17 protein-coding genes are annotated in these 19,008 nt (G+C 68.4%); 13 read left to right on the plus strand and 4 right to left on the minus strand.

All coding sequences use genetic code 11. From position 1 onward, the window contains the following. Nucleotides 1-5 precede the first annotated feature (5 nt). The 10 genes from ACFVHY_RS08110 to proB all read left to right on the plus strand — a co-directional run bounded on the left by ACFVHY_RS08110 (nt 6) and on the right by proB (nt 13,408). Entirely contained in the window at nt 6-2,750 is a 2,745-nt protein-coding gene (locus ACFVHY_RS08110) for a valine--tRNA ligase (protein WP_390270633.1), read from the plus strand. Continuing rightward, nucleotides 2,747-4,294: a bifunctional folylpolyglutamate synthase/dihydrofolate synthase gene (locus tag ACFVHY_RS08115; RefSeq protein WP_390270636.1), complete on the plus strand. Its 1,548-nt coding sequence runs from the start codon at nt 2,747-2,749 to the stop codon at nt 4,292-4,294. The genes ACFVHY_RS08110 and ACFVHY_RS08115 overlap by 4 nt, the downstream gene beginning before the upstream one ends. Beyond that, nucleotides 4,291-4,680: a DUF4233 domain-containing protein gene (locus ACFVHY_RS08120; protein ID WP_390270639.1), complete on the plus strand. Its 390-nt coding sequence runs from the start codon at nt 4,291-4,293 to the stop codon at nt 4,678-4,680. Before ACFVHY_RS08115 ends, ACFVHY_RS08120 begins: the two co-directional genes overlap by 4 nt. A gap of 223 nt (nt 4,681-4,903) precedes the next feature. Next, nucleotides 4,904-5,362 (plus strand): hypothetical protein, encoded by a 459-nt coding sequence (locus ACFVHY_RS08125; RefSeq protein WP_390270642.1) that lies wholly within the window; start codon nt 4,904-4,906, stop codon nt 5,360-5,362. A gap of 38 nt (nt 5,363-5,400) precedes the next feature. Next, nucleotides 5,401-5,817, plus strand: a complete 417-nt coding sequence (gene ndk, locus ACFVHY_RS08130) for a nucleoside-diphosphate kinase (RefSeq protein ID WP_058250057.1) — start codon at nt 5,401-5,403, stop codon at nt 5,815-5,817. Nucleotides 5,818-6,246: 429 nt separating this feature from the next. Next, nucleotides 6,247-9,798: a translation initiation factor IF-2 N-terminal domain-containing protein gene (locus tag ACFVHY_RS08135; protein WP_390270645.1), complete on the plus strand. Its 3,552-nt coding sequence runs from the start codon at nt 6,247-6,249 to the stop codon at nt 9,796-9,798. A 283-nt stretch (nt 9,799-10,081) separates the two neighbouring features. Beyond that, the gene (rplU, locus tag ACFVHY_RS08140) at nt 10,082-10,393 is read left to right on the plus strand and encodes a 50S ribosomal protein L21 (protein ID WP_004019625.1); all 312 of its coding nucleotides are present in this window, start codon (nt 10,082-10,084) and stop codon (nt 10,391-10,393) included. 38 nt (nt 10,394-10,431) lie between these two features. Beyond that, nucleotides 10,432-10,695 carry a 50S ribosomal protein L27 gene (rpmA, locus tag ACFVHY_RS08145; RefSeq protein ID WP_004019626.1) on the plus strand — a complete coding sequence of 88 codons (264 nt, stop codon included), beginning with the start codon at nt 10,432-10,434 and terminating at the stop codon, nt 10,693-10,695. 95 nt (nt 10,696-10,790) lie between these two features. Next, on the plus strand, nt 10,791-12,260 hold the full coding sequence (gene obgE / locus ACFVHY_RS08150; protein WP_390270649.1) for a GTPase ObgE: 1,470 nt from the start codon (nt 10,791-10,793) through the stop codon (nt 12,258-12,260). Further along, nucleotides 12,257-13,408, plus strand: coding sequence for a glutamate 5-kinase (gene proB, locus ACFVHY_RS08155; protein WP_159370623.1), 1,152 nt, complete (start codon nt 12,257-12,259; stop codon nt 13,406-13,408). Before obgE ends, proB begins: the two co-directional genes overlap by 4 nt. 7 nt (nt 13,409-13,415) lie before the next feature. Here proB and ACFVHY_RS08160 read toward each other — a convergent pair whose 3' ends face one another. From ACFVHY_RS08160 to ectA, 4 genes are all read right to left on the minus strand, one after another. Further along, the gene (locus ACFVHY_RS08160; protein WP_390270652.1) at nt 13,416-14,294 is read right to left on the minus strand and encodes a Sir2 family NAD-dependent protein deacetylase; all 879 of its coding nucleotides are present in this window, start codon (nt 14,292-14,294) and stop codon (nt 13,416-13,418) included. Between the two features lie 47 nt (nt 14,295-14,341). Then, nucleotides 14,342-14,773 carry an ectoine synthase gene (locus ACFVHY_RS08165; RefSeq protein ID WP_390270655.1) on the minus strand — a complete coding sequence of 144 codons (432 nt, stop codon included), beginning with the start codon at nt 14,771-14,773 and terminating at the stop codon, nt 14,342-14,344. Beyond that, the gene (ectB, locus tag ACFVHY_RS08170) at nt 14,770-16,041 is read right to left on the minus strand and encodes a diaminobutyrate--2-oxoglutarate transaminase (RefSeq protein ID WP_390270658.1); all 1,272 of its coding nucleotides are present in this window, start codon (nt 16,039-16,041) and stop codon (nt 14,770-14,772) included. Before ectB ends, ACFVHY_RS08165 begins: the two co-directional genes overlap by 4 nt. Before the next feature lie 228 nt (nt 16,042-16,269). Next, nucleotides 16,270-16,797, minus strand: a complete 528-nt coding sequence (gene ectA, locus ACFVHY_RS08175) for a diaminobutyrate acetyltransferase (RefSeq protein WP_390270661.1) — start codon at nt 16,795-16,797, stop codon at nt 16,270-16,272. Nucleotides 16,798-16,961: 164 nt separating this feature from the next. Between ectA and rsmD the strand changes: the two genes are divergently transcribed. From rsmD to ACFVHY_RS08190, 3 genes are all read left to right on the plus strand, one after another. Further along, the gene (gene rsmD, locus ACFVHY_RS08180) at nt 16,962-17,513 is read left to right on the plus strand and encodes a 16S rRNA (guanine(966)-N(2))-methyltransferase RsmD (protein ID WP_390270664.1); all 552 of its coding nucleotides are present in this window, start codon (nt 16,962-16,964) and stop codon (nt 17,511-17,513) included. 16 nt (nt 17,514-17,529) lie between these two features. Further along, entirely contained in the window at nt 17,530-18,018 is a 489-nt protein-coding gene (coaD, locus tag ACFVHY_RS08185) for a pantetheine-phosphate adenylyltransferase (protein ID WP_390270667.1), read from the plus strand. 118 nt (nt 18,019-18,136) lie between these two features. Beyond that, nucleotides 18,137-19,006: a DivIVA domain-containing protein gene (locus ACFVHY_RS08190; protein WP_078112236.1), complete on the plus strand. Its 870-nt coding sequence runs from the start codon at nt 18,137-18,139 to the stop codon at nt 19,004-19,006. Nucleotides 19,007-19,008: the final 2 nt, after the last annotated feature.

The raw sequence follows: 19,008 nt of genomic DNA on the forward strand, positions 1-19,008 counted from the left end.
CGTCGATGAGGGAGGACCGCCGGCGAGGTCCGGCCCGGCGAAAACATAGAATAGCGGCCGTGACATCACCCGACCAGACATCCGCGTTGCCCGAGACAGCGTCGCCCCGGACTGCCGTACCCGAGACCGGGTTGCCGAAGTCCTGGGACCCCGCTGAGCACGAGGCGTCGCTCTACCAGGGCTGGGTGGACGCCGGGTACTTCACCGCGGACGCGGCGAGTGACAAGCCGCCGTTCTCCATCGTGATCCCGCCGCCGAATGTCAACGGCTCGCTGCACATGGGCCACGCCTACGAGCACGTCCTGATGGACGCGCTCTCGCGCCGCCGTCGGATGCAGGGCTACGAGGTGCTGTGGCTCCCCGGCATGGACCACGCGGCGATCGCGATGCAGACGATGGTCGAGCGCAAACTCGCCGCCGAGGGCAAGACGCGCGACGACCTCGGCCGGGAGGCGTTCATCGACCGGGTGTGGGCCGAGAAGGCCGAGATCAGCGGCAACATCGGCGAGCAGATGCGCCGCCTCGGCGACAGTGTCGACTGGACGCGCGAACGCTTCACGATGGACGAGGGCCTGTCGCGCGCGGTGCACACCGTCTTCAAGAAGATGTTCGACGACGGGCTGATCTATCAGGCCGAGCGCCTCGTCAACTGGTCGCCGGTCCTCAAGACCGCCGTCAGCGACATCGAGGTGAGTTACGCCGACGTCGAGGGCGAACTCGTCAGCTTCCGCTACGGGTCACTCGACGACACCGAGCCCCACATCGTCGTCGCGACGACCCGACTCGAGACGATGCTCGGCGACACCGCGATCGCGGTGCACCCCGACGACGAACGGTATGCCCACCTGGTCGGCACCGCACTGCCGCACCCCTTTGTCGACCGGATGATCCCGATCGTCGCCGACGATTACGTCGACCCCGAATTCGGTAGTGGCGCAGTCAAGATCACGCCGGCACACGACCCCAACGACTTCGCGCTCGGGCAGCGGCACAACCTGCCGATGCCGACGATCATGGACGAATCCGCCCGGATCGCCGACACCGGAACCGAATTCGACGGCATGGACCGCTTCGAGGCGCGCGTCAAGGTGCGCGAGGCGCTGGCCGAACAGGGCCGGATCGTGAAAGAGGTGCGTCCGTACCTGCACAGCGTCGGGCATTCGGAGCGCACCGGCGAGCCGATCGAACCGCGCCTGTCGATGCAGTGGTGGGTGGCGGTCTCCACGCTGGCCGCGGCGGCCGGCGACGCGGTGCGGGACGGGTCCACGGTGATCCACCCGAACTCGATGGAGCCGCGCTGGTTCAGCTGGGTCGACGACATGCACGACTGGTGTATCTCCCGTCAGCTGTGGTGGGGTCACCGCATCCCGATCTGGTACGGACCCGACGGCGAGGTGGTGTGCGTCGGACCCGACGAGCAGGCCCCCGAGGGCTACGTCCAGGAGACCGACGTCCTCGACACCTGGTTCTCCTCCGGGCTGTGGCCGTTCTCCACGATGGGCTGGCCCGATCAGACCGCGGATCTCGAGAAGTTCTATCCCACCTCGGTTCTCGTCACCGGGTACGACATCCTGTTCTTCTGGGTGGCCCGCATGATGATGTTCGGCACGTACGTGGGCAAGGATCTGGGTCCGGGCAACGAGATCCCGTTCCACAACCTGTTCCTGCACGGCCTGGTGCGCGACGAACACGGTCGCAAGATGTCGAAGTCGAAGGGCAACGGCATCGACCCGCTCGACTGGGTGGAGCGCTTCGGTGCCGACGCCCTGCGCTTCACGCTCGCCCGCGGTGCCAACCCCGGTTCGGACATCTCGGTCGGCGAGGACCACGCCCAGTCGTCGCGCAACTTCGCCACCAAGCTCTACAACGCCACCAAGTTCGCGTTGATGAACGGCGCGAAGGTCGGGGAGCTCCCCGACGCCGAGACGCTGACCGACGCCGACCGGTGGATCCTCGGCCGGCTCGACGAGGTGCTCGCCGAGATCGACGCCGGGTTCGAGTCCTACGAGTTCTCGAAGGCCTGCGAGGCGCTCTACCACTTCGCGTGGGACGAGGTCTGCGACTGGTACCTCGAACTCGCGAAGGTGCAGTTCGCCGAGAACGACGAGAAGCGTTCGGAAGCAACGTCGCTCGTGCTGGGCGCGGTCCTCGAGCCATTGTTGCGCGCGCTGTCGCCGGTGATGCCGTTCGTCACCGAGGTGCTGTGGAAGGCGCTCACCGGGGGTGAATCGCTCGTGGTCGCCCCCTGGCCGACCACTTCCGGACGCGATTGGTCGTCGGACTCGGCCGCTCGTGTGGACGATCTGCAGCGGCTGATCACCGAGGTCCGGCGTTTCCGCAGCGATCAGGGCCTCCGTCCGGGCCAGCGCGTCGCCGTGCAGTTCGACGGACTCGGCGAAGCCGGGCTCGAACACCTGCTGCCGTACGTGACGTCCCTCGCGCGTCTGGACCCGGCCGGGCCCGACTTCGGCGCGACCGCGACCATCGAGGTCCGCCTGAGCGTGGCCACCGTGGTCGTCGCGATCGACACCTCGGGCACCGTCGACGTCGAAGCCGAACGCAAGCGGCTCGTCAAGGACCTGGCGGTGGCCGAGAAGGAACTGTCGACGACCTCGGCGAAACTGGGCAACGAACAGTTCCTGTCCAAAGCTCCCGACCACGTGGTCGCCAAGATCCGGGACCGTCAGCGGATCGCGACCGAAGAGGTCGAACGGTTGAACGCGAAGCTGGCGAGTCTGGCCGGCGCGTGAGCGACGACACCGGTTTCCCCGAAGAGGATCCAGCCGTCCTGGGAATGGATGCGGCGGGCGACCCCCTGGGTCTGTCGGCGATCCTGGGGGAGGACGAACCCGATCCGGATGCCGAGCCGGCGCGGCTGCGCGTCACCGACAGTGCCGACGATCTCGCCGAACTCGCTGAGGTCGAGGCCGAGCTCGACACCCGGTGGCCCGAGACGAAGATCGAGCCGTCGCTGACCCGCATCGCGACGCTCATGGATCTGCTCGGATCCCCCCAGCACGGATACCCCGCGATCCACATCGCCGGGACCAACGGCAAGACGTCGGTCACCAGGATGGTCGACGCGCTGCTGTCCGCGCTGCACCGGCGCACGGGCCGGATCACGAGTCCGCACCTGCAGCGCGTCACCGAGCGGATCTCGGTCGACGGCAAGCCGATTCCGGCACGCACCTACATCGACACCTATCGGGAACTCGAGCCGTACATCACCATGGTCGACGATTCGTCGACGGCGGCGGGTGGACCCCGGATGAGCAAGTTCGAGGTGCTGACCGCGATGGCGTATGCGGTCTTCGCCGAGGCGCCGGTGGACGTCGCCGTCGTCGAGACGGGCATGGGCGGTCGATGGGATGCGACCAACGTCATCGACGGCACGGTCTCGGTCATCACACCGATCGCGATGGACCACGCCGACTATCTCGGCGACACCCTGACCGCCATCGCGGGGGAGAAGGCCGGCATCATCAAGCCCGCCGAACCCGACGGTTCTGAACCCGATTGGGCCGACACCGTCGATCCCGTCACGGTGATCGCCGAACAGAGCCCCGAGGTCATGGACGTCCTACTGCGCGCGGCCGTCGATGCGGGCACCATCGTCGCCCGCCAGGGATCGGAGTTCGCGGTCCTCGACTCGGTCATCGCCGTCGGTGGGCAGATGCTCACCATCCAGGGGCTCGGCGGTGTCTACGACGAGATCTTCGTGCCGCTGCACGGTGCACATCAGGCGGCCAACGCCGCGCTGGCCCTCGCGGCGGTGGAGGCGTTCTTCGGTGCGGGGGCCGATCGTCAGCTCGACATCGACGCGGTGCGTACGGGTTTCGCGTCCGTCGCCAACCCCGGACGGCTCGAGCGACTGCGCAGCGCCCCGACGGTGTTCGCCGACGCGGCGCACAATCCCCACGGCGCCGCGGCGCTGGCCCAGGCGCTGGCCGAGGAGTTCGACTTCCGTCGGCTCGTCGGCGTCATCGGCGTGCTGGGTGACAAGGACGCCCGCGGAGTCCTCGAAGCCCTCGAGCCGGTGCTCGACGCGGTCGTCGTCACCGACAACGGGTCGCCACGGGCCCTGGAACCCGAGACGCTCGCGGAGTACGCGCGCGAGGTGTTCGGCGAGGACCGCGTGGTCGTCAAACCCTTCCTGCCCGACGCCGTCGAGGAGGCCATCGCATTGGCCGAGGAGGCCGACGGCGAGCGCGTGTCCGGTGCGGGCGTGGTCATCACCGGGTCCGTCGTGACCGCCGGTGCCGCGCGAACACTCTTCGGTAAGGAACCCTCATGACCCGGTACACCCCACCCACGACCGATCCGTGGAAGGGGCTCCGCGGCGTGATGGCCGGCACGATGATCCTGGAGGTCATCGTCGTGATCCTGGCGTTCCCGATCGTGTGGCGCCTCGGCGACGGGCTGACCTGGTTGTCCGGCGGATACCTCACGCTCGTCGTCATCGCGATGATCCTGGCCGCCGGGATGCAGGGCCGGCCGTACGCGATCAACCTCGATCTCGGCCTGCAGGTCGTCCTGATCGTCGGCGGTCTCTTCCACTGGTCGATCGCGGTGGTGGGAGTGGTCTTCGGGTCGGTCTGGCTGTACATCCGCTACATCAAGGCCGACGTCGAGAAACGGGTCGAACGCGGGATGCTGCCCGGCCAGGAGCCGATCGAGTAATCGGACCGGCGGCCCCGTCGTCTCGCCGCCGGCTGCCCACCAGCGGTGTTCTCGTTGCTCAGGGCGGGGTTTGGTGGCCGCAAGACCTGTGGCCGGACCGTTATCGCCGAACCCGGGCGGCCAGGTGGGCTTGCTGTAACAATGGCCCATGCCGCGGGGGGCGACAAGTCGATCCTCGCAGCTTGTCGAAACCCTTCCCGAGACACCCGATGTGAGGACATACGTGCAGTTCCAGCTCTTCCGGACCACCTCCGCCCGAACCCGACGCCCCGTGCTCCCCGTCGTCGTCCTCGCGGGCGCGGCGCTCGCACTGACCGTCCCGGCCACGGCGGCTGCCGATCCGGAGCAGGACCAGGCACCGATCGGGATCGCGAACCTCGTGGGGATACCCGCCGCGGACGCGCCCGTTCCCGTCGGGCCGGGGGAGTACAGCTATGTCGCCACCCACGAGATCACCCAGCGTGCCGCGACCATGAAGGCCCCCGAGGCCATCGCCAGCCTCCCGGTGCCCGCCCAGTACCGGCCCGCGAATCTCGGTCTGGCGCAACAGTTCGATCTCGCGCTCGCCGGCGCGCTCGCCTCGCCGGGCGGCTGTCTGCAGGTGGTCGTCGATCCGCGTTCGCGCACCGGCAGCCTCTTCGACTACGGCTTCTTCCCGGTCGCAGGTGAGTACTGCTCCTGACCGGTACGTGACCGTGGCCGGTCGATAGGGTGTCAGTCGTGACTGAACGCACTCTCGTACTCATCAAGCCGGACGGCGTCGAACGCAACCTCGTCGGCGACATCATCAGCCGTATCGAGCGCAAGGGGCTGACCCTGGTGGCTCTCGAACTCAAGACCGCGAGCGACGAGGTCGCTCGCGGGCACTACGCCGAGCACGAGGGCAAGCCGTTCCATCCCTCGCTGCTCGAGTTCATCACGTCCGGCCCGCTGGTAGCGGCCGTTCTCGAGGGGCCCCGCGCGGTGGCCGCGTTCCGCCAGATCGCCGGCGGTACCGACCCGGTCGAGAAGGCCGTGCCCGGAACGATCCGTGCCGACTTCGCGCTCGACACCCAGTACAACCTGGTCCACGGGTCCGATTCGCCCGAATCGGCACAGCGCGAGATCGCTCTCTGGTTCCCCGGACTCGAGGGCTGAACGCGAGCGCCTCGGCTCGACGCGCAACGTCAAACGCTCATCCTTTGCGGTCATCCGACCGCGGTGTGGGATACTTGCACAGTTATCGCCGACACACTTTGTCGACGACGACCGGATGACGCGCCCCGGTACCGGCGCGTCGCGGTGCGGCACCGATGCACCGCGACGCCACGGAACCGCAGCTGACCCCACCGAGTTCGCCCTGCTGCCAGCGGGCGAACACTCAGGTTTCCGCCTGTGCCCGGTGGCGTGGAAGGCGATCAGGGACGCGGTCATCGACACAGCAAGAGCGTCGTCGGACGATCCGTGAGACGGACCGCAGCGACGACGCGCAGACCACACAACACCGGTCCGACGAGGACCGGGACACAGAGCAGACCCTCGCGTGGCCGCGTCAGCCCGACGCGCCCGGGGGTTCGAGGAGACTGAGTGACCGACAACGGGTCGCCGGCTGACGCGAACGCAGCGTCGGAATCGGCGGAAGAATTTCCCAGCAAACTTCGTGTGCACGCCCTGGCCCGCTTCCTGGGCCTGACGAGTCGACAGGTACTGGCTCACCTGGCGAATCTCGGCGTGCAGACCCGCAGCCCGCAGTCCAGCGTCGATCGTGAACTGGCGAAAGCCGTGGCCGAACGGGTGCGTTCCGGCGTCGACGAGACCGGCGAGACGCCCCCGCAGGCCGCCCCGGCCGACGACGCGGCTCTGCCTGACGCCGCTGCCGACACGACCCCGGCCGAGGCCCCTGCCGATACCGCGCCGACAGACGCAGCCCACACCGAGGCGGCATCGGTCGAAGCCGCACCGACCGAGGCGGTGTCCGCCGAAGCGGCGCCCGCCGACGACGCACCGACGGCCGAAGCCGCATCGACCGAGGACGCTGCACAGACCACCGCCCAAGACTCGCCCGCGGGATCGACCGCGCCCGAGGCCCCGACGTTGTTCTCGGCCGCCCAGTACGACGCACCGGTGGCGACCCCGGCCGCGGAGACCGACGCCTCGACCGGCGCGCAGCCGCTGTTCCTGCAGCCTCAGGCCCCGGCCGACAAGCCCCGCGCCGCCCGCTCGGCTCGTGCGAAGACCCGCGCTGAGACGGGCGCGAAGGACGAGTCGGCGGACACTCCGGCAGACGAGTCCGCCGCTGGCGAGACCGCGACCTCAGCGGACGCGCCCGCCCGCTCGGACAGGTCGAGAGCCGATGGTTCGACCACAGCTGACCGAGACGCCGACGTCTCGACCCCGGACGAATCCGGCGCCGACGACGCTGATGATTCCAACGCTGATGATTCCAACGCTGATGATTCCAACGCTGATGATTCCAACGCTGATGATTCCAACGCTGATGATTCCAACGCTGATGATTCCGGGTCGGGTCGGAGTCGCCGACGTCGACGCGGACGTCGTGGACGCGGGCGCGGTCGGGGTGATCAGGGCGGCGACGGAGATTCGGACACAGACGACTCCGACGCCGAGGCGTCCGATGCCGATGAGTCGACCGGTGACGGGGCAACCGATGCCGGCACGGACTCGGAGGACACCACGTCCGAGGAGTCGGCCGAGGACTCGCGCTCGGAGGAGGGCCGTCCGTCGGGCAAACGCACCCGCCGCCGCAGCCGTCGTTCGGGTGCGGACAAGGCGGAGGACTCCGAGGCGTCCGGCGCCGCGGGCGACCGCGCCGACGAGTCCGGCGACGATGCCGACACGGCCGACGCCGAAGACGCATCCGATGACGACGACTCCGGTGACTCCTCGTCGACTCGCCGCCGCCGTCGTCGTCGTCGTCGCAAAGGTGGCGGCGAACCCGATGAGGCGTCGCCCGACGATCCGCCGAACACGGTGGTGCACGAGCGCGAGCCGCGCAGCAAGCGCGCCCGCGACGAGGTGCAGGGCATCTCGGGATCGACCCGACTCGAAGCCAAGCGTCAGCGCCGGCGCGACGGGCGCGATGCCGGCCGGCGTCGTCCGCCGATCCTGACCGAGTCGGAGTTCCTGGCGCGGCGCGAGGCGGTCGACCGTGTCATGGTCGTCCGGGAGCGCAGCGCGAACAGCCGCATCTCCGGCAACGACGGGCACGAGCACGCCGCGGTCGAGGACTACACGCAGGTCGCGGTCCTCGAGGACGGTGTCCTCGTCGAGCATTTCGTGACGACCGCGACGTCGTCGTCGATGGTCGGCAACATCTACCTCGGACGCGTCCAGAACGTCCTCCCGGGTATGGAAGCCGCGTTCGTCGACATCGGTCGTGGACGCAACGGGGTGCTCTACGCCGGTGAGGTCAACTGGGACGCTGCCGGACTCGACGGCGGTTCGCGCAAGATCGAGCAGGCGCTCAAGCCCGGCGACAACGTGCTCGTCCAGGTCAGCAAGGACCCGGTGGGTCACAAGGGCGCCCGTCTGACCACGCAGATCTCCCTCGCCGGCCGCTACCTGGTGTACGTGCCCGGCGGTTCGTCGACCGGGATCAGCCGCAAGCTGCCCGACGTCGAGCGCAAACGTCTCAAGCAGATCCTGGCGAAGCTCGTCCCCGACGAGGCCGGGGTCATCATCCGCACCGCGTCGGAGGGAGTCAGCGCCGAGGAACTCGGTGCCGACATCGCCCGCCTCGAGTCGCAGTGGAAGTCCATCGACGAGGCGGTGGCCCAGGCCAAGAAGGGCGGGTCATCGAGCCCGAAGCCGCTGTACGAGGAGCCCGACCTCCTGGTTCGCGTCGTCCGTGACCTGTTCAACGAGGACTTCAAGAAGCTCGTCGTCGAAGGTGACAAGGCCTGGAACCTGGTCGAGGGTTACGTCAGCTCGGTGGCCTCGGATCTCATGGAGCGGGTTGAGAAGTTCGACAAGCCGCACGCCGACGCGCCGGATTCGTTCGTCGTGCACCGCATCGACGAGCAGCTCGCGAAGGCGCTCGACCGCAAGGTGTGGTTGCCCTCCGGCGGCACGCTGATCATCGAGCACACCGAGGCGATGACCGTTGTCGACGTCAACACCGGCAAGTTCACCGGCTCGGGTGGCAACCTCGAGGAGACGGTGACGCGCAACAACCTCGAAGCCGCCGAGGAGATCGTGCGGCAGATGCGGTTGCGCGACATCGGCGGGATGATCATCGTCGACTTCATCGACATGGTGCTGGAGTCGAACCGGGATCTGGTGCTCCGTAGGCTCACCGAGGCGCTCGCCCGTGATCGCACCCGTCACCAGGTGTCCGAGGTGACCTCGCTGGGTCTCGTCCAGATGACGCGTAAACGTCTGGGAACCGGTCTGCTGGAAGCGTTCTCGACCACCTGTACCGCCTGCAGCGGCCGAGGCATCATCGTGCACGCGAATCCCGTCGAGGTGAAGACCGACGACTCTTCGCGCGGCGACGGTGCCGGCTCGAAGCGGTCCCGTCGAGGCAAGAAGAAGGCCGACGCGCAGCCGGAGGCAGCCGCACCGACCGCCGCGCCCGCTCACAAGCCGGCCGAGCACCCGATGTTCCGGGCGATGGCGGCGCACGCGCACGACGACGAACACGGCGAGGAGTCCGGTTCGACCACCGACGGTGACACCACGGGTCGGGCCGAGGATGCGCCGGAGCCCGTCGTCGAGGCGTCGTCGCCGCAGCACACGGCCGACAGCCGGGCGGACACCGCTGTTGCCGAGCCGGCCGAGACCCTGCCGTATCCGGTGGCGACGGAACCCGCCGCGACGGAGGCGGCTGAGACCGAACCCCCGGCGGTCGAGACGGTGCCCGAGCCGGCCGGCTCGGCCACCGACGGACAGGCTCCGGCGGCCGCACGGCGTCGTCGGCGGGTCGTCCGGCGTCCGGCGCAGACGACCACACCGCCCGACTCCGTGGTGATGACTGCGGCGGACACGACCACGGACACCCCGATGACCACCTCGGGTCCGGTCTCCACCGGGACCTCGGAGGCGGCGGTCGCGGTCCGGCGCCGGCCGCGCAAGCGCAGCGCGGGCCGTCCCGCGGGACCGCCACCGGCCGACGACTGACCTGGGTGACCGGGCCGCGCTGGGCCCGGGTCGGGCGAGTTTGACCCGACCGCCGACGTTCCCGTAACCTTGGAAAGTCGCCTCCCGCGGAGGGTCTGCGCTGTTCTGCCCGCTTCGGCACAGCAACGGTGCGTAGTCCGTCGGCAGGCCCTCTGGTGCGAACCGCAGCTTCCCCGGCCACATGCCCGGGTGCCCTGCGGCCCGCCCCGGCACGCACAACACAAACGCCCCAGGAGCGCTCGCGCCCCCAGGGTCCGAGTAGACGAGTAAGAGGAATACTTCGATGGCAACGTACGCGATCGTCAAGACCGGCGGTAAGCAGTACAAGGTCGCTGAAGGCGACACTGTGAAGGTCGAGAAGATCGACGGAGAGATCGGCAGCACGGTGAGCCTGCCGGTCGCGTTGGTCGTCGACGGGTCGAACCTGACCACAGATGCCGACAAGCTGGCCAAGATCTCGGTCACCGGCGAGGTCGTCGACCACGTCAAGGGCCCCAAGATCCGCATCCACAAGTTCAAGAACAAGACCGGCTACCACAAGCGCCAGGGTCACCGTCAGAAGCTGACGGTCCTCAAGGTCACCGGCATCAAGTAGTTCGACCCGCTTCGAGAAGACCTCAGGAGGACTGACACATGGCACACAAGAAGGGCGCGTCCAGCTCGCGCAACGGTCGCGATTCCAATGCGCAGCGACTCGGCGTGAAGCGCTTCGGCGGCCAGCAGGTGAGCGCAGGTGAGATCCTGGTCCGCCAGCGCGGCACCAAGTTCCATCCCGGCGTCAACGTCGGTCGCGGTGGCGACGACACCCTGTTCGCGCTGGCCGCGGGCGCGGTGGAGTTCGGCTCCAAGCGTGGCCGCAAGACGGTCAACATCGTCCCGGAAACTGCTTCGGTCTGACCTGAGCAACCGGCACGACAAGCTCTTACACAGGGCGGGCAGGGTCATCGCGTACCCCGCCCGCCCTGTTCTTTTTTGACGGAAGAAGGATTTCGATGTCTCGGTTCGTCGACCGCGTGACCATCCACGTCGCCGCGGGGAACGGCGGCCACGGCTGCGCGTCGGTCCATCGCGAGAAGTTCAAGCCTCTCGGCGGACCCGACGGCGGCAACGGCGGCAACGGCGGGTCCGTGCGGCTCGTCGTCGACCCCCAGGTGCACACGCTCCTCGACTTCCACTTCCACCCGCACGCGAAGGCCTCCAACGGCAAGCCCGGGGCCGGCGACAACCGCGACGGCGCCACCGGCGGCGACCTCGTCCTCAAGGTTCCCGACGGCACGGTCGTCCTCGACGAGCGCGGCACGATCCTCGCCGATCTGGTCGGCGAGGGGACGGTCTTCGAGGCCGCGCAGGGCGGCCGCGGCGGGCTGGGGAATGCGGCGCTCGCGTCGAAGGCGCGCAAGGCCCCCGGCTTCGCCCTGCTGGGCGAAGAGGGGCAGCAGCGTTCCCTCGTCCTCGAACTCAAGTCGGTCGCCGACGTCGGGCTCGTCGGTTTCCCGTCGGCAGGCAAGTCGTCCCTGGTGTCGGTGCTCTCGGCCGCCAAGCCGAAGATCGCGGACTACCCGTTCACCACGCTGGTCCCCAACCTCGGGGTCGTGCAGACCGCGGGCGACGTGTTCACCATCGCCGACGTCCCCGGTCTGATCCCGGGCGCCTCGACCGGCCGCGGGCTCGGACTCGAATTCCTCCGCCACCTCGAGCGCTGCGCGGTGCTCGCGCATGTCGTCGACTGCGCCACACTGGAACCCGGGCGCGACCCGATCTCCGACATCGATGCGCTCGAAGCCGAGCTGGCCGCGTACGTCCCGGCACTCGACGACGACCACGGACTGGGCGACCTCGCCTCCCGCCCCCGCGTGGTGATCCTCAACAAGCTGGACGTACCCGACGCCGCCGAGCTCGCCGACCTCGTCGAACCTGAACTGGCCGAACGTGGTTGGCCGGTGTTCCGGATCTCGGCGGTCTCCCACGAGGGTCTGCGCGAGCTCACCTTCGCACTGGCGCGGATGGTGCGCGAATACCGAGAGGCCCAGCCCGCCAAGGTCGCTCGGCGCGCGATCATCCGCCCCAAGGCCGTCGACGACACCGGCTTCACGATCGAGACCGACCCGGACAACGAGGGCGGCTTCATCGTCCGCGGTTCCCGCCCGGAGCGGTGGATCGCGCAGACGCAGTTCGACAACGACGAGGCCGTCGGTTACCTCGCCGATCGGCTCAACCGGCTCGGCGTCGAAGACGAACTGGTGAAGCGCGGTGCACAGCCTGGCGCGCCCGTCACCATCGGTGCGGTCACGTTCGACTGGGAACCGTCTACGCCGATGGGCGACGACGTCCCGATCACCGGGCGCGGCACCGACATCCGGCTCGATCGCTCCGATCGCGTCGGCGCCGCCGAACGCAAACAGGCTCGTCGTCTGCGGCGCGGGCTGCCGGACGAGGACGGCGGGGAGCGGGACCTCCCGTGAGCACCGGTTCCGCCGACCGCGTTCACGAGGGGTCGGTACGCGACCGGATCGCGCACGCGCGCAGCGTGGTCGTGAAGATCGGGTCGTCGGCACTCACCGACCTCACCGAGGGACTCGACCGCAACCGCCTCGACGCACTGGCCGACGCCCTCGAGGCCCGGATGCGGGCCGGGTCGGATGTGATCGTCGTGTCCTCGGGGGCCATCGGGGCCGGGATCGCCCCGCTCGGACTCAAGAAGCGACCCACGGATCTCGCCACCAAGCAGGCGGCGGCAAGCGTCGGACAGCTCGCTCTCGCGCATGCGTGGGGTACGTCGTTCGCGCGCTACGGCCGCACGGTGGGTCAGGTCCTGCTCACCGCCGACGACATCTCCAACCGCGGTCACCACGCGAATGCCCAACGGACACTTGACCGTCTGCGTTCACTCGGCGCCGTGGCGGTGGTGAACGAGAACGACACCGTGGCCACCAACGAGATCCGTTTCGGGGACAACGACCGGCTGGCCGCGCTCGTCGCCCACCTGTCGGGTGCCGATGCGCTCATCCTGCTCTCCGACGTCGACGGGCTCTACGACGGTGATCCGCGCCGGGTCGACGTCGACGGCCGTCGCGCCCGGTTGATACCCGAGGTCAACGGCCCCGAGGACCTCGACGGGGTGATCGCCGGCTCCGGCGGCGCGCTGGGTACGGGTGGTATGGCGTCGAAACTCGCCGCGGCCCGGTTGTCGGCGGATGCGGGCGTGCCCGTACTGCTGGCGGCCGCCTCGTCGGCGGCGCAGGCGCTGGCCGACGCCTCGGTGGGCACGGTGTTCGCCGCCCGGCCCGAGCGGCTGTCCGCGCGTCGGTTCTGGGTGCGACACGCCGCCGACGCGCGGGGTCGGATCGTGCTCGACGACGGCGCCGTGGACGCGGTGTCGCGCAAGCGGCGTTCACTGCTCGCCGCGGGGATCGTCGGCGTCACCGGCAGGTTCTACGAGGGCGACGTCGTCGAACTCGTCGACCAGTACGACACGGTGCGGGCCCGGGGCGTCGCGGCCTACGGCGTTGACGACATCGCGTCGATGGTCGGCCGCTCCACCGGCGACCTCCCTCCCGAACTGCAGCGTCCGGTGGTGCACGCCGACGATCTGGTGGTCGTGGGTCGCTGACCAGTGGTCAGAACGTCGTCAGCGCCGGGATCACGAAGCCGGCCTCGTGATCGATCTTCAGGGTCGCGATCTCGTCGGCGCGGGTGACCCCGCGGTTCACGATGATCAGCGGCTTGCCGGCGCGGTGTGCGCGCCGGGCGAAGCGCAGGCCGGACATGACGGTGAGCGACGACCCCACGACCATCAGTGCGTCGGCCTCGTCGACCACCGAATAGGACTCGTCCACAACGTCTTTCGTGACCGTCTCGCCGAAGTAGACGATGTCGGGCTTCAGGATGCCGCCGCAGTTCGGGCAGTCGATCATCACGAAGTCGGACGTGTCGGACAGCGTCGCGTCGGCGTCCGGCGCGACCTCGATGGCACCGCGGCCGCTGACCCGACGCGCGAACTCGGTGTTGATCTCCTCGAGTCGTCCGGCGAGCCGGTGACGGGAGATACGCCAGTCGCAGTTCAGGCAGCGGACACGGCCGTAGCATCCGTGGAGTTCGATGACTCCGCGGGTGCCGGCCTTGGTGTGCAGCATGTCGACGTTCTGGGTGAGCACCCGCGACATCCACCCGCGCTGCTGGAGTTCGGTGAGCGCCAAGTGGGCTCGGTTGGGGACCGCGGCGTCCATGTGCCGCCAGCCGAGGTGGTTGCGTGCCCAGTAGTGGCGTCGGAAGTCCGCCGACGACAGGAACATCTCGAGGGTCATCGGCGTCCGCGGCGGGGAGCCGGGACTCCGGTAGTCGGGGATGCCGGAGTCAGTGGAGATGCCGGCGCCGGTCAGAACCGCGAAACGGCGTCCGGCGAGGATGTCGGCGGCCAGCGCGATCCGATCCGCGACGTCATCGTCGAGGGGCGTGTGTTCGGCCGGGGCGGAGCCGAGCTGGAGACGAGTACGCACCCTGCCCAGGATAGGCAGGGTGCGTACTCGAGGTGTCTGCAGAGCCGTCAGGTGACGGGGGTCTCCGCGTGCTTGCCGGCCGGCTGCGGCACGGTCACCAGCGGATACACGCCGTTCTCGTCGTGGACTTCGGTGCCCACGACAGGCGGGTTGAACACACACAGCATGCGCATCTCGGTGTCGGCGGTGACGGTGTGCCGCTCGTGGCCGTTCAACAGGTACATCGTCCCCGGCGCGAGCGGATAGGTCTCGCCGGTCTCCCGGTCGAGGAGCGTACCGGTGCCTTCCACGAGCCAGACGGCCTCGACATGGTTGGCGTAGTGGAACTCGTTGACCGAGCCGGCCTTGATCGTGGTCTCGTGGAACGAGAAGCCCACATTGTCGCCGCCGAGGATGATGCGCTTGGAGACCCAGTTGCCCTTGGGGTCGGCGACGTCGCGGTCGGTCCCGGTGATTTCTTGAGTGGTTCGGACGATCATCCGATCACCTCCTTGACTGCATCGGACAGGATGGACAGGCCGCGGTCGAGGTCCTCGCGCGAGATGGTCAGCGGCGGGAGCAGCTTCACCACCTCGTCGGACGGGCCCGACGTCTCGGCCAGGAGTCCCGCGCCGAAGGCCTGCGCGCAGACCTTGCCCGCGGCGGTATGGTCCTCGAACGCGAGTCCGCGCACCATGCCACGCCCACGGGTGGAGATGCCGTCGTAGCGGTTGCACAGGTCGGTGAAGACCTCGTGGATCCGCTCGCCCTTGGCATGGACGTCGCGGGTCAGCGCGTCGTCGGCCCAGTAGGTCTCGATCGCCTTGGCGGCGGTCACGAAGGCCGGGTTGTTCCCGCGGAAGGTGCCGTTGTGCTCGCCGGGGGTCCATACGTCGAGCTCGGGCTTGAACAGGGTCAGCGCGAATGGCAGCCCGTAGCCACTGATCGACTTCGAGAGGGTGACGATGTCGGGCTTGATGCCCGCTTCCTCGAACGAGAAGAACTCGCCGGTGCGGCCGCAGCCCATCTGGACATCGTCGACGATCAGCAGGATGTCGCGTCGCTCGCAGAGATCCGACAGTGCCCGCAGCCACTCGGCACGAGCGACGTTCACGCCGCCCTCGCCCTGGACGGTCTCGACGATCACCGCGGCCGGGCGGTTCAATCCGCTGCCGGAGTCGTCGAGCACACGCTCGAACCAGGCGAAGTCCTCCATGACGCCGCCGAAGTAGTTGTCGAAGGGCATGGGCGTCGCGTGGACGAGCGGGATACCAGCGCCGGCACGCTTCATCGAGTTACCGGTCACCGACAGCGATCCGAGCGTCATGCCGTGGAAGGCGTTGGTGAAGCTGATGATCGACTCGCGACCGGTCACCTTGCGCGCCAGCTTGAGTGCCGACTCGACGGCATTGGTACCCGTCGGGCCGGGGAACTGGATCTTGTAGTCGAGTCCGCGCGGCTCGAGGATGTGGCTGGTGAACTTCTCGATGAAGTTCCCCTTGGCGACGGTCGCCATGTCGAGACCGTGGGTGATGCCGTCGGCCTCGATGTACTCGAGGAGGGCCTTCTTCAGAACCGGGTTGTTGTGGCCGTAGTTCAGGGACCCGGCGCCGGCGAAGAAGTCGAGGTATTCGCGGCCGTCCTGATCGGTGATGTAGGAGCCCTTGGCGGTGGTGAACACAGCCGGCCAGTTACGGCAGTAGCTGCGCACCTCCGATTCGTGGGCGGTGAAGACGGAGTCGTCCATGTGGGTGTCGAGAAGTGGCATGTCGTGTGCTTCCTTCTGGTGTGACAACGTGGGGCTTCTGTGCCCGGCTCAGATTCGCCTGTTCGCGATGGCCGGGAGTGGCTGGGCCCCACGGTCTGGGGTCGGCCTTTGGTCGGGATGTCATGCGGGACAACCGATTACGGTGTCGGCAGGATGGAAACGCTGCGCGCGTGCCGCATCTGAGGCGTCGGTCCTGGGTCCAAGACGACGATCGGAGTCGCGCAGGACTCAGGGTTCGGGGATCTCCGGCTCGAGCATGTAGAGATCTTCCGGCTCGTGGGAGTCGGGAAATGTGTTCGCCGCGAACAGGTCCCGACGTTCGAAACGAAGTCCGCGGGCCTTGGCCACCGAGGCGAACAGGCGTTGGGATGGGACGTTGTCCGGGCTGATCGTCGTGTGCATGGCGACCATGCCCTGACGGTTGACGCGGTCGAACAGCTCGTGCAGCATGGTCGCCGCGATGCCGTGTCCGCGCACCTCGTCATCGACGGCGACCTGCCAGACCATCAGGGTGGAGGGGTCGCTCTGACGCCGGTAACCGGTGACGAAACCGACTGCGCGACCATCGACTTCGGCGACGATAGAGGTGGTGGCGAAATCGTGGCACCACAAAACGTAGGAGTAACTCGAGTTGACGTCGAGAACCTGTGAGTCCGAAGCGATTTCCCAGAGGCGGATGCCGTCGTCGACCGTGGGAACCCGGTAGTCGACGGCAAGGGTGGTTGTCGGGGCCGTTCTTGTTTGGGAAGGGCTCATAACGCACTCGACGTTAACAACGCGTGTCGGGGAAGTCATGTACCTGCGGAAATTGGTCCGCGGAACGCCTACCTTGTCCCTGTTCAGACACACAATGTGAAGCGGGTCACAAAGACGTGATTCCGGATTGGTTCGGGCGGCTTCCGGGGTTGCAGAATGGCCTCATGACGAGGATCATCGCCGGCCGGCTGGGCGGGCGCCGACTGCGTGTCCCGGGTGAGGGCACCCGGCCCACCTCTGACCGGGTTCGCGAATCGTTGTTCAACATCTTGGCCGCCCGATCCGATCTGGACGGACTCTGGGTGCTCGACCTGTACGCGGGATCGGGGGCGCTGGGGCTCGAGGCCATCTCGCGTGGTGCCGCGGGGGTGACGTTCGTCGACTCCGGGCGCCGGGCCGCCGTCACGATAGCCGCCAACGTGCGCGCCTGTGGGGTGACCCCGATCGCCACCGTACATACGCGCACGGTGTCCGCCTACCTCGCCGGCGCCGCGGAACGGCGGTTCGGCCTCGTCTTCTCCGATCCGCCGTACGACCTCCGGGCCGACCGGATCACCGCGGACCTGGAGATGCTGCGGTCACACCTGGACGACGACGCGCTGATCGTCGTCGAACGCTCGACGCGGTCCACCGGCGAGATCTGGCCATCCGAGTACGAGGTGGTCGTCGACAAGTCCTATGGCGACACCCGGGTGGAGATCGCCCGCCTGGTCTGACCGGTAAGTTCGGGCCATGACGACGGCAGTGTGTCCCGGTTCCTTCGATCCCTTCACCCTCGGCCACCGATACGTGGTGGAACGCGCGGCGGCGTGTTTCGACGAGGTCGTGATCACCGTGGTGGTCAACCCCAACAAGCGCGGCATGTTCGCTGTGGACGAGCGGATCGAACTCATCGAAGAGGACTGTGCGGACCTGGCGAACGTGCGGGTGGACCGGTGGGAGGGCCTGCTCGTCGACTACCTGCGGCAGGAGTCCATCCACACCATCGTGAAGGGGCTTCGCTCCGCCGTCGACTTCGACTACGAGGTGCCGATGGCCCAGATGAACCGTGAGCTCGCCGATGTCGAGACGATCTTCCTGCTCACCGACCCGCGATTCGCCCATGTCTCGAGCTCGCTGGTGAAGGAGGTGGCGAAGTTGGGCGGAGACGTGACGCCCTTCCTGTCCGAGCACGTCCACACGAGCCTGATGAGCCGGTTGTCCGGCGAACTCTCGGCCTGACCCCTCGGTCGGGCGCGACACACCCCACGCGCTTCACGAGTCACAAGCGCAACATTCGGCACAATAGTCACAGAATCACCAACTGTTGCAACCAGGCAAGCGCCGGATTGGGGTGGCTGTGTACCGGGTATTTGAGGCTCTCGACGAGCTGGTCGCGATCGTCGAAGAGGCACGGAGTGTGCCGATGACCGCCGGGTGCGTCGTGCCGCGCGGCGACGTGCTGGAACTCCTCGACGACATCAAGGACTCCATCCCGGGCGAGCTCGACGACGCACAGGACGTCCTCGATCAGCGTGACACGCTGATCGGTGATGCCCGCGAGCACGCCGAGACGACGGTGTCCAAGGCGGATTCGGAGTCCGAGGCGGTTCTCGCGCACGCTCGCGCCGAGGCCGACCGGATCCTCTCCGAGGCGAAGGCGCAGGCCGACCGTATGGTCGACGAGGCGAGCGCGCACTCCAGTTCGCTGGTGGAGGACGCCGCAGAGGAGGCGCACCGCCTGCAGACCAGCGCGGCGCGCGAGTTCGAGGCCGTCACCGGCCGGGCGCGGGCCGAGGCGCAGCGCACCATCGACGCCGCCAACAACTCCTACGACAAGTCGGTGGCCGACGGTATCGCCGAGCAGCAGCGCCTCGTCTCCGAGACCGAGGTCGTCGGCGCGGCGAAGTCCGAGGCCGAGCGGATCATCGACGCCGCGCACGCCGAGGCCGACCGCCTGCGCGGTGACTGTGACGTCTACGTGGACGAGAAGCTCGCCCAGTTCGAGGAGATCCTGACCGGCACGCTGCGATCGGTGAACCGGGGCCGGCACCAGCTGCGGACCGGCGCCGGCATGCACGACTATGTCGAGTACCCCCGCGGTGTCGACGAGTCCGGGCGTGGCGACGGTGCGCGGTCGCGCGAGTCCCGTGGCGACGATCCGCGCTCGCGCGAGACCTCGGCCCGCCACACCTACGACCGCGACCACGGTTCGCCGCTCGCGGTGTGACA

Origin of the sequence: Gordonia sp. NPDC127522 (assembly GCF_042672305.1) — a bacterium.
Taxonomy (GTDB): Bacteria; Actinomycetota; Actinomycetes; order Mycobacteriales; family Mycobacteriaceae; genus Gordonia; species Gordonia hongkongensis.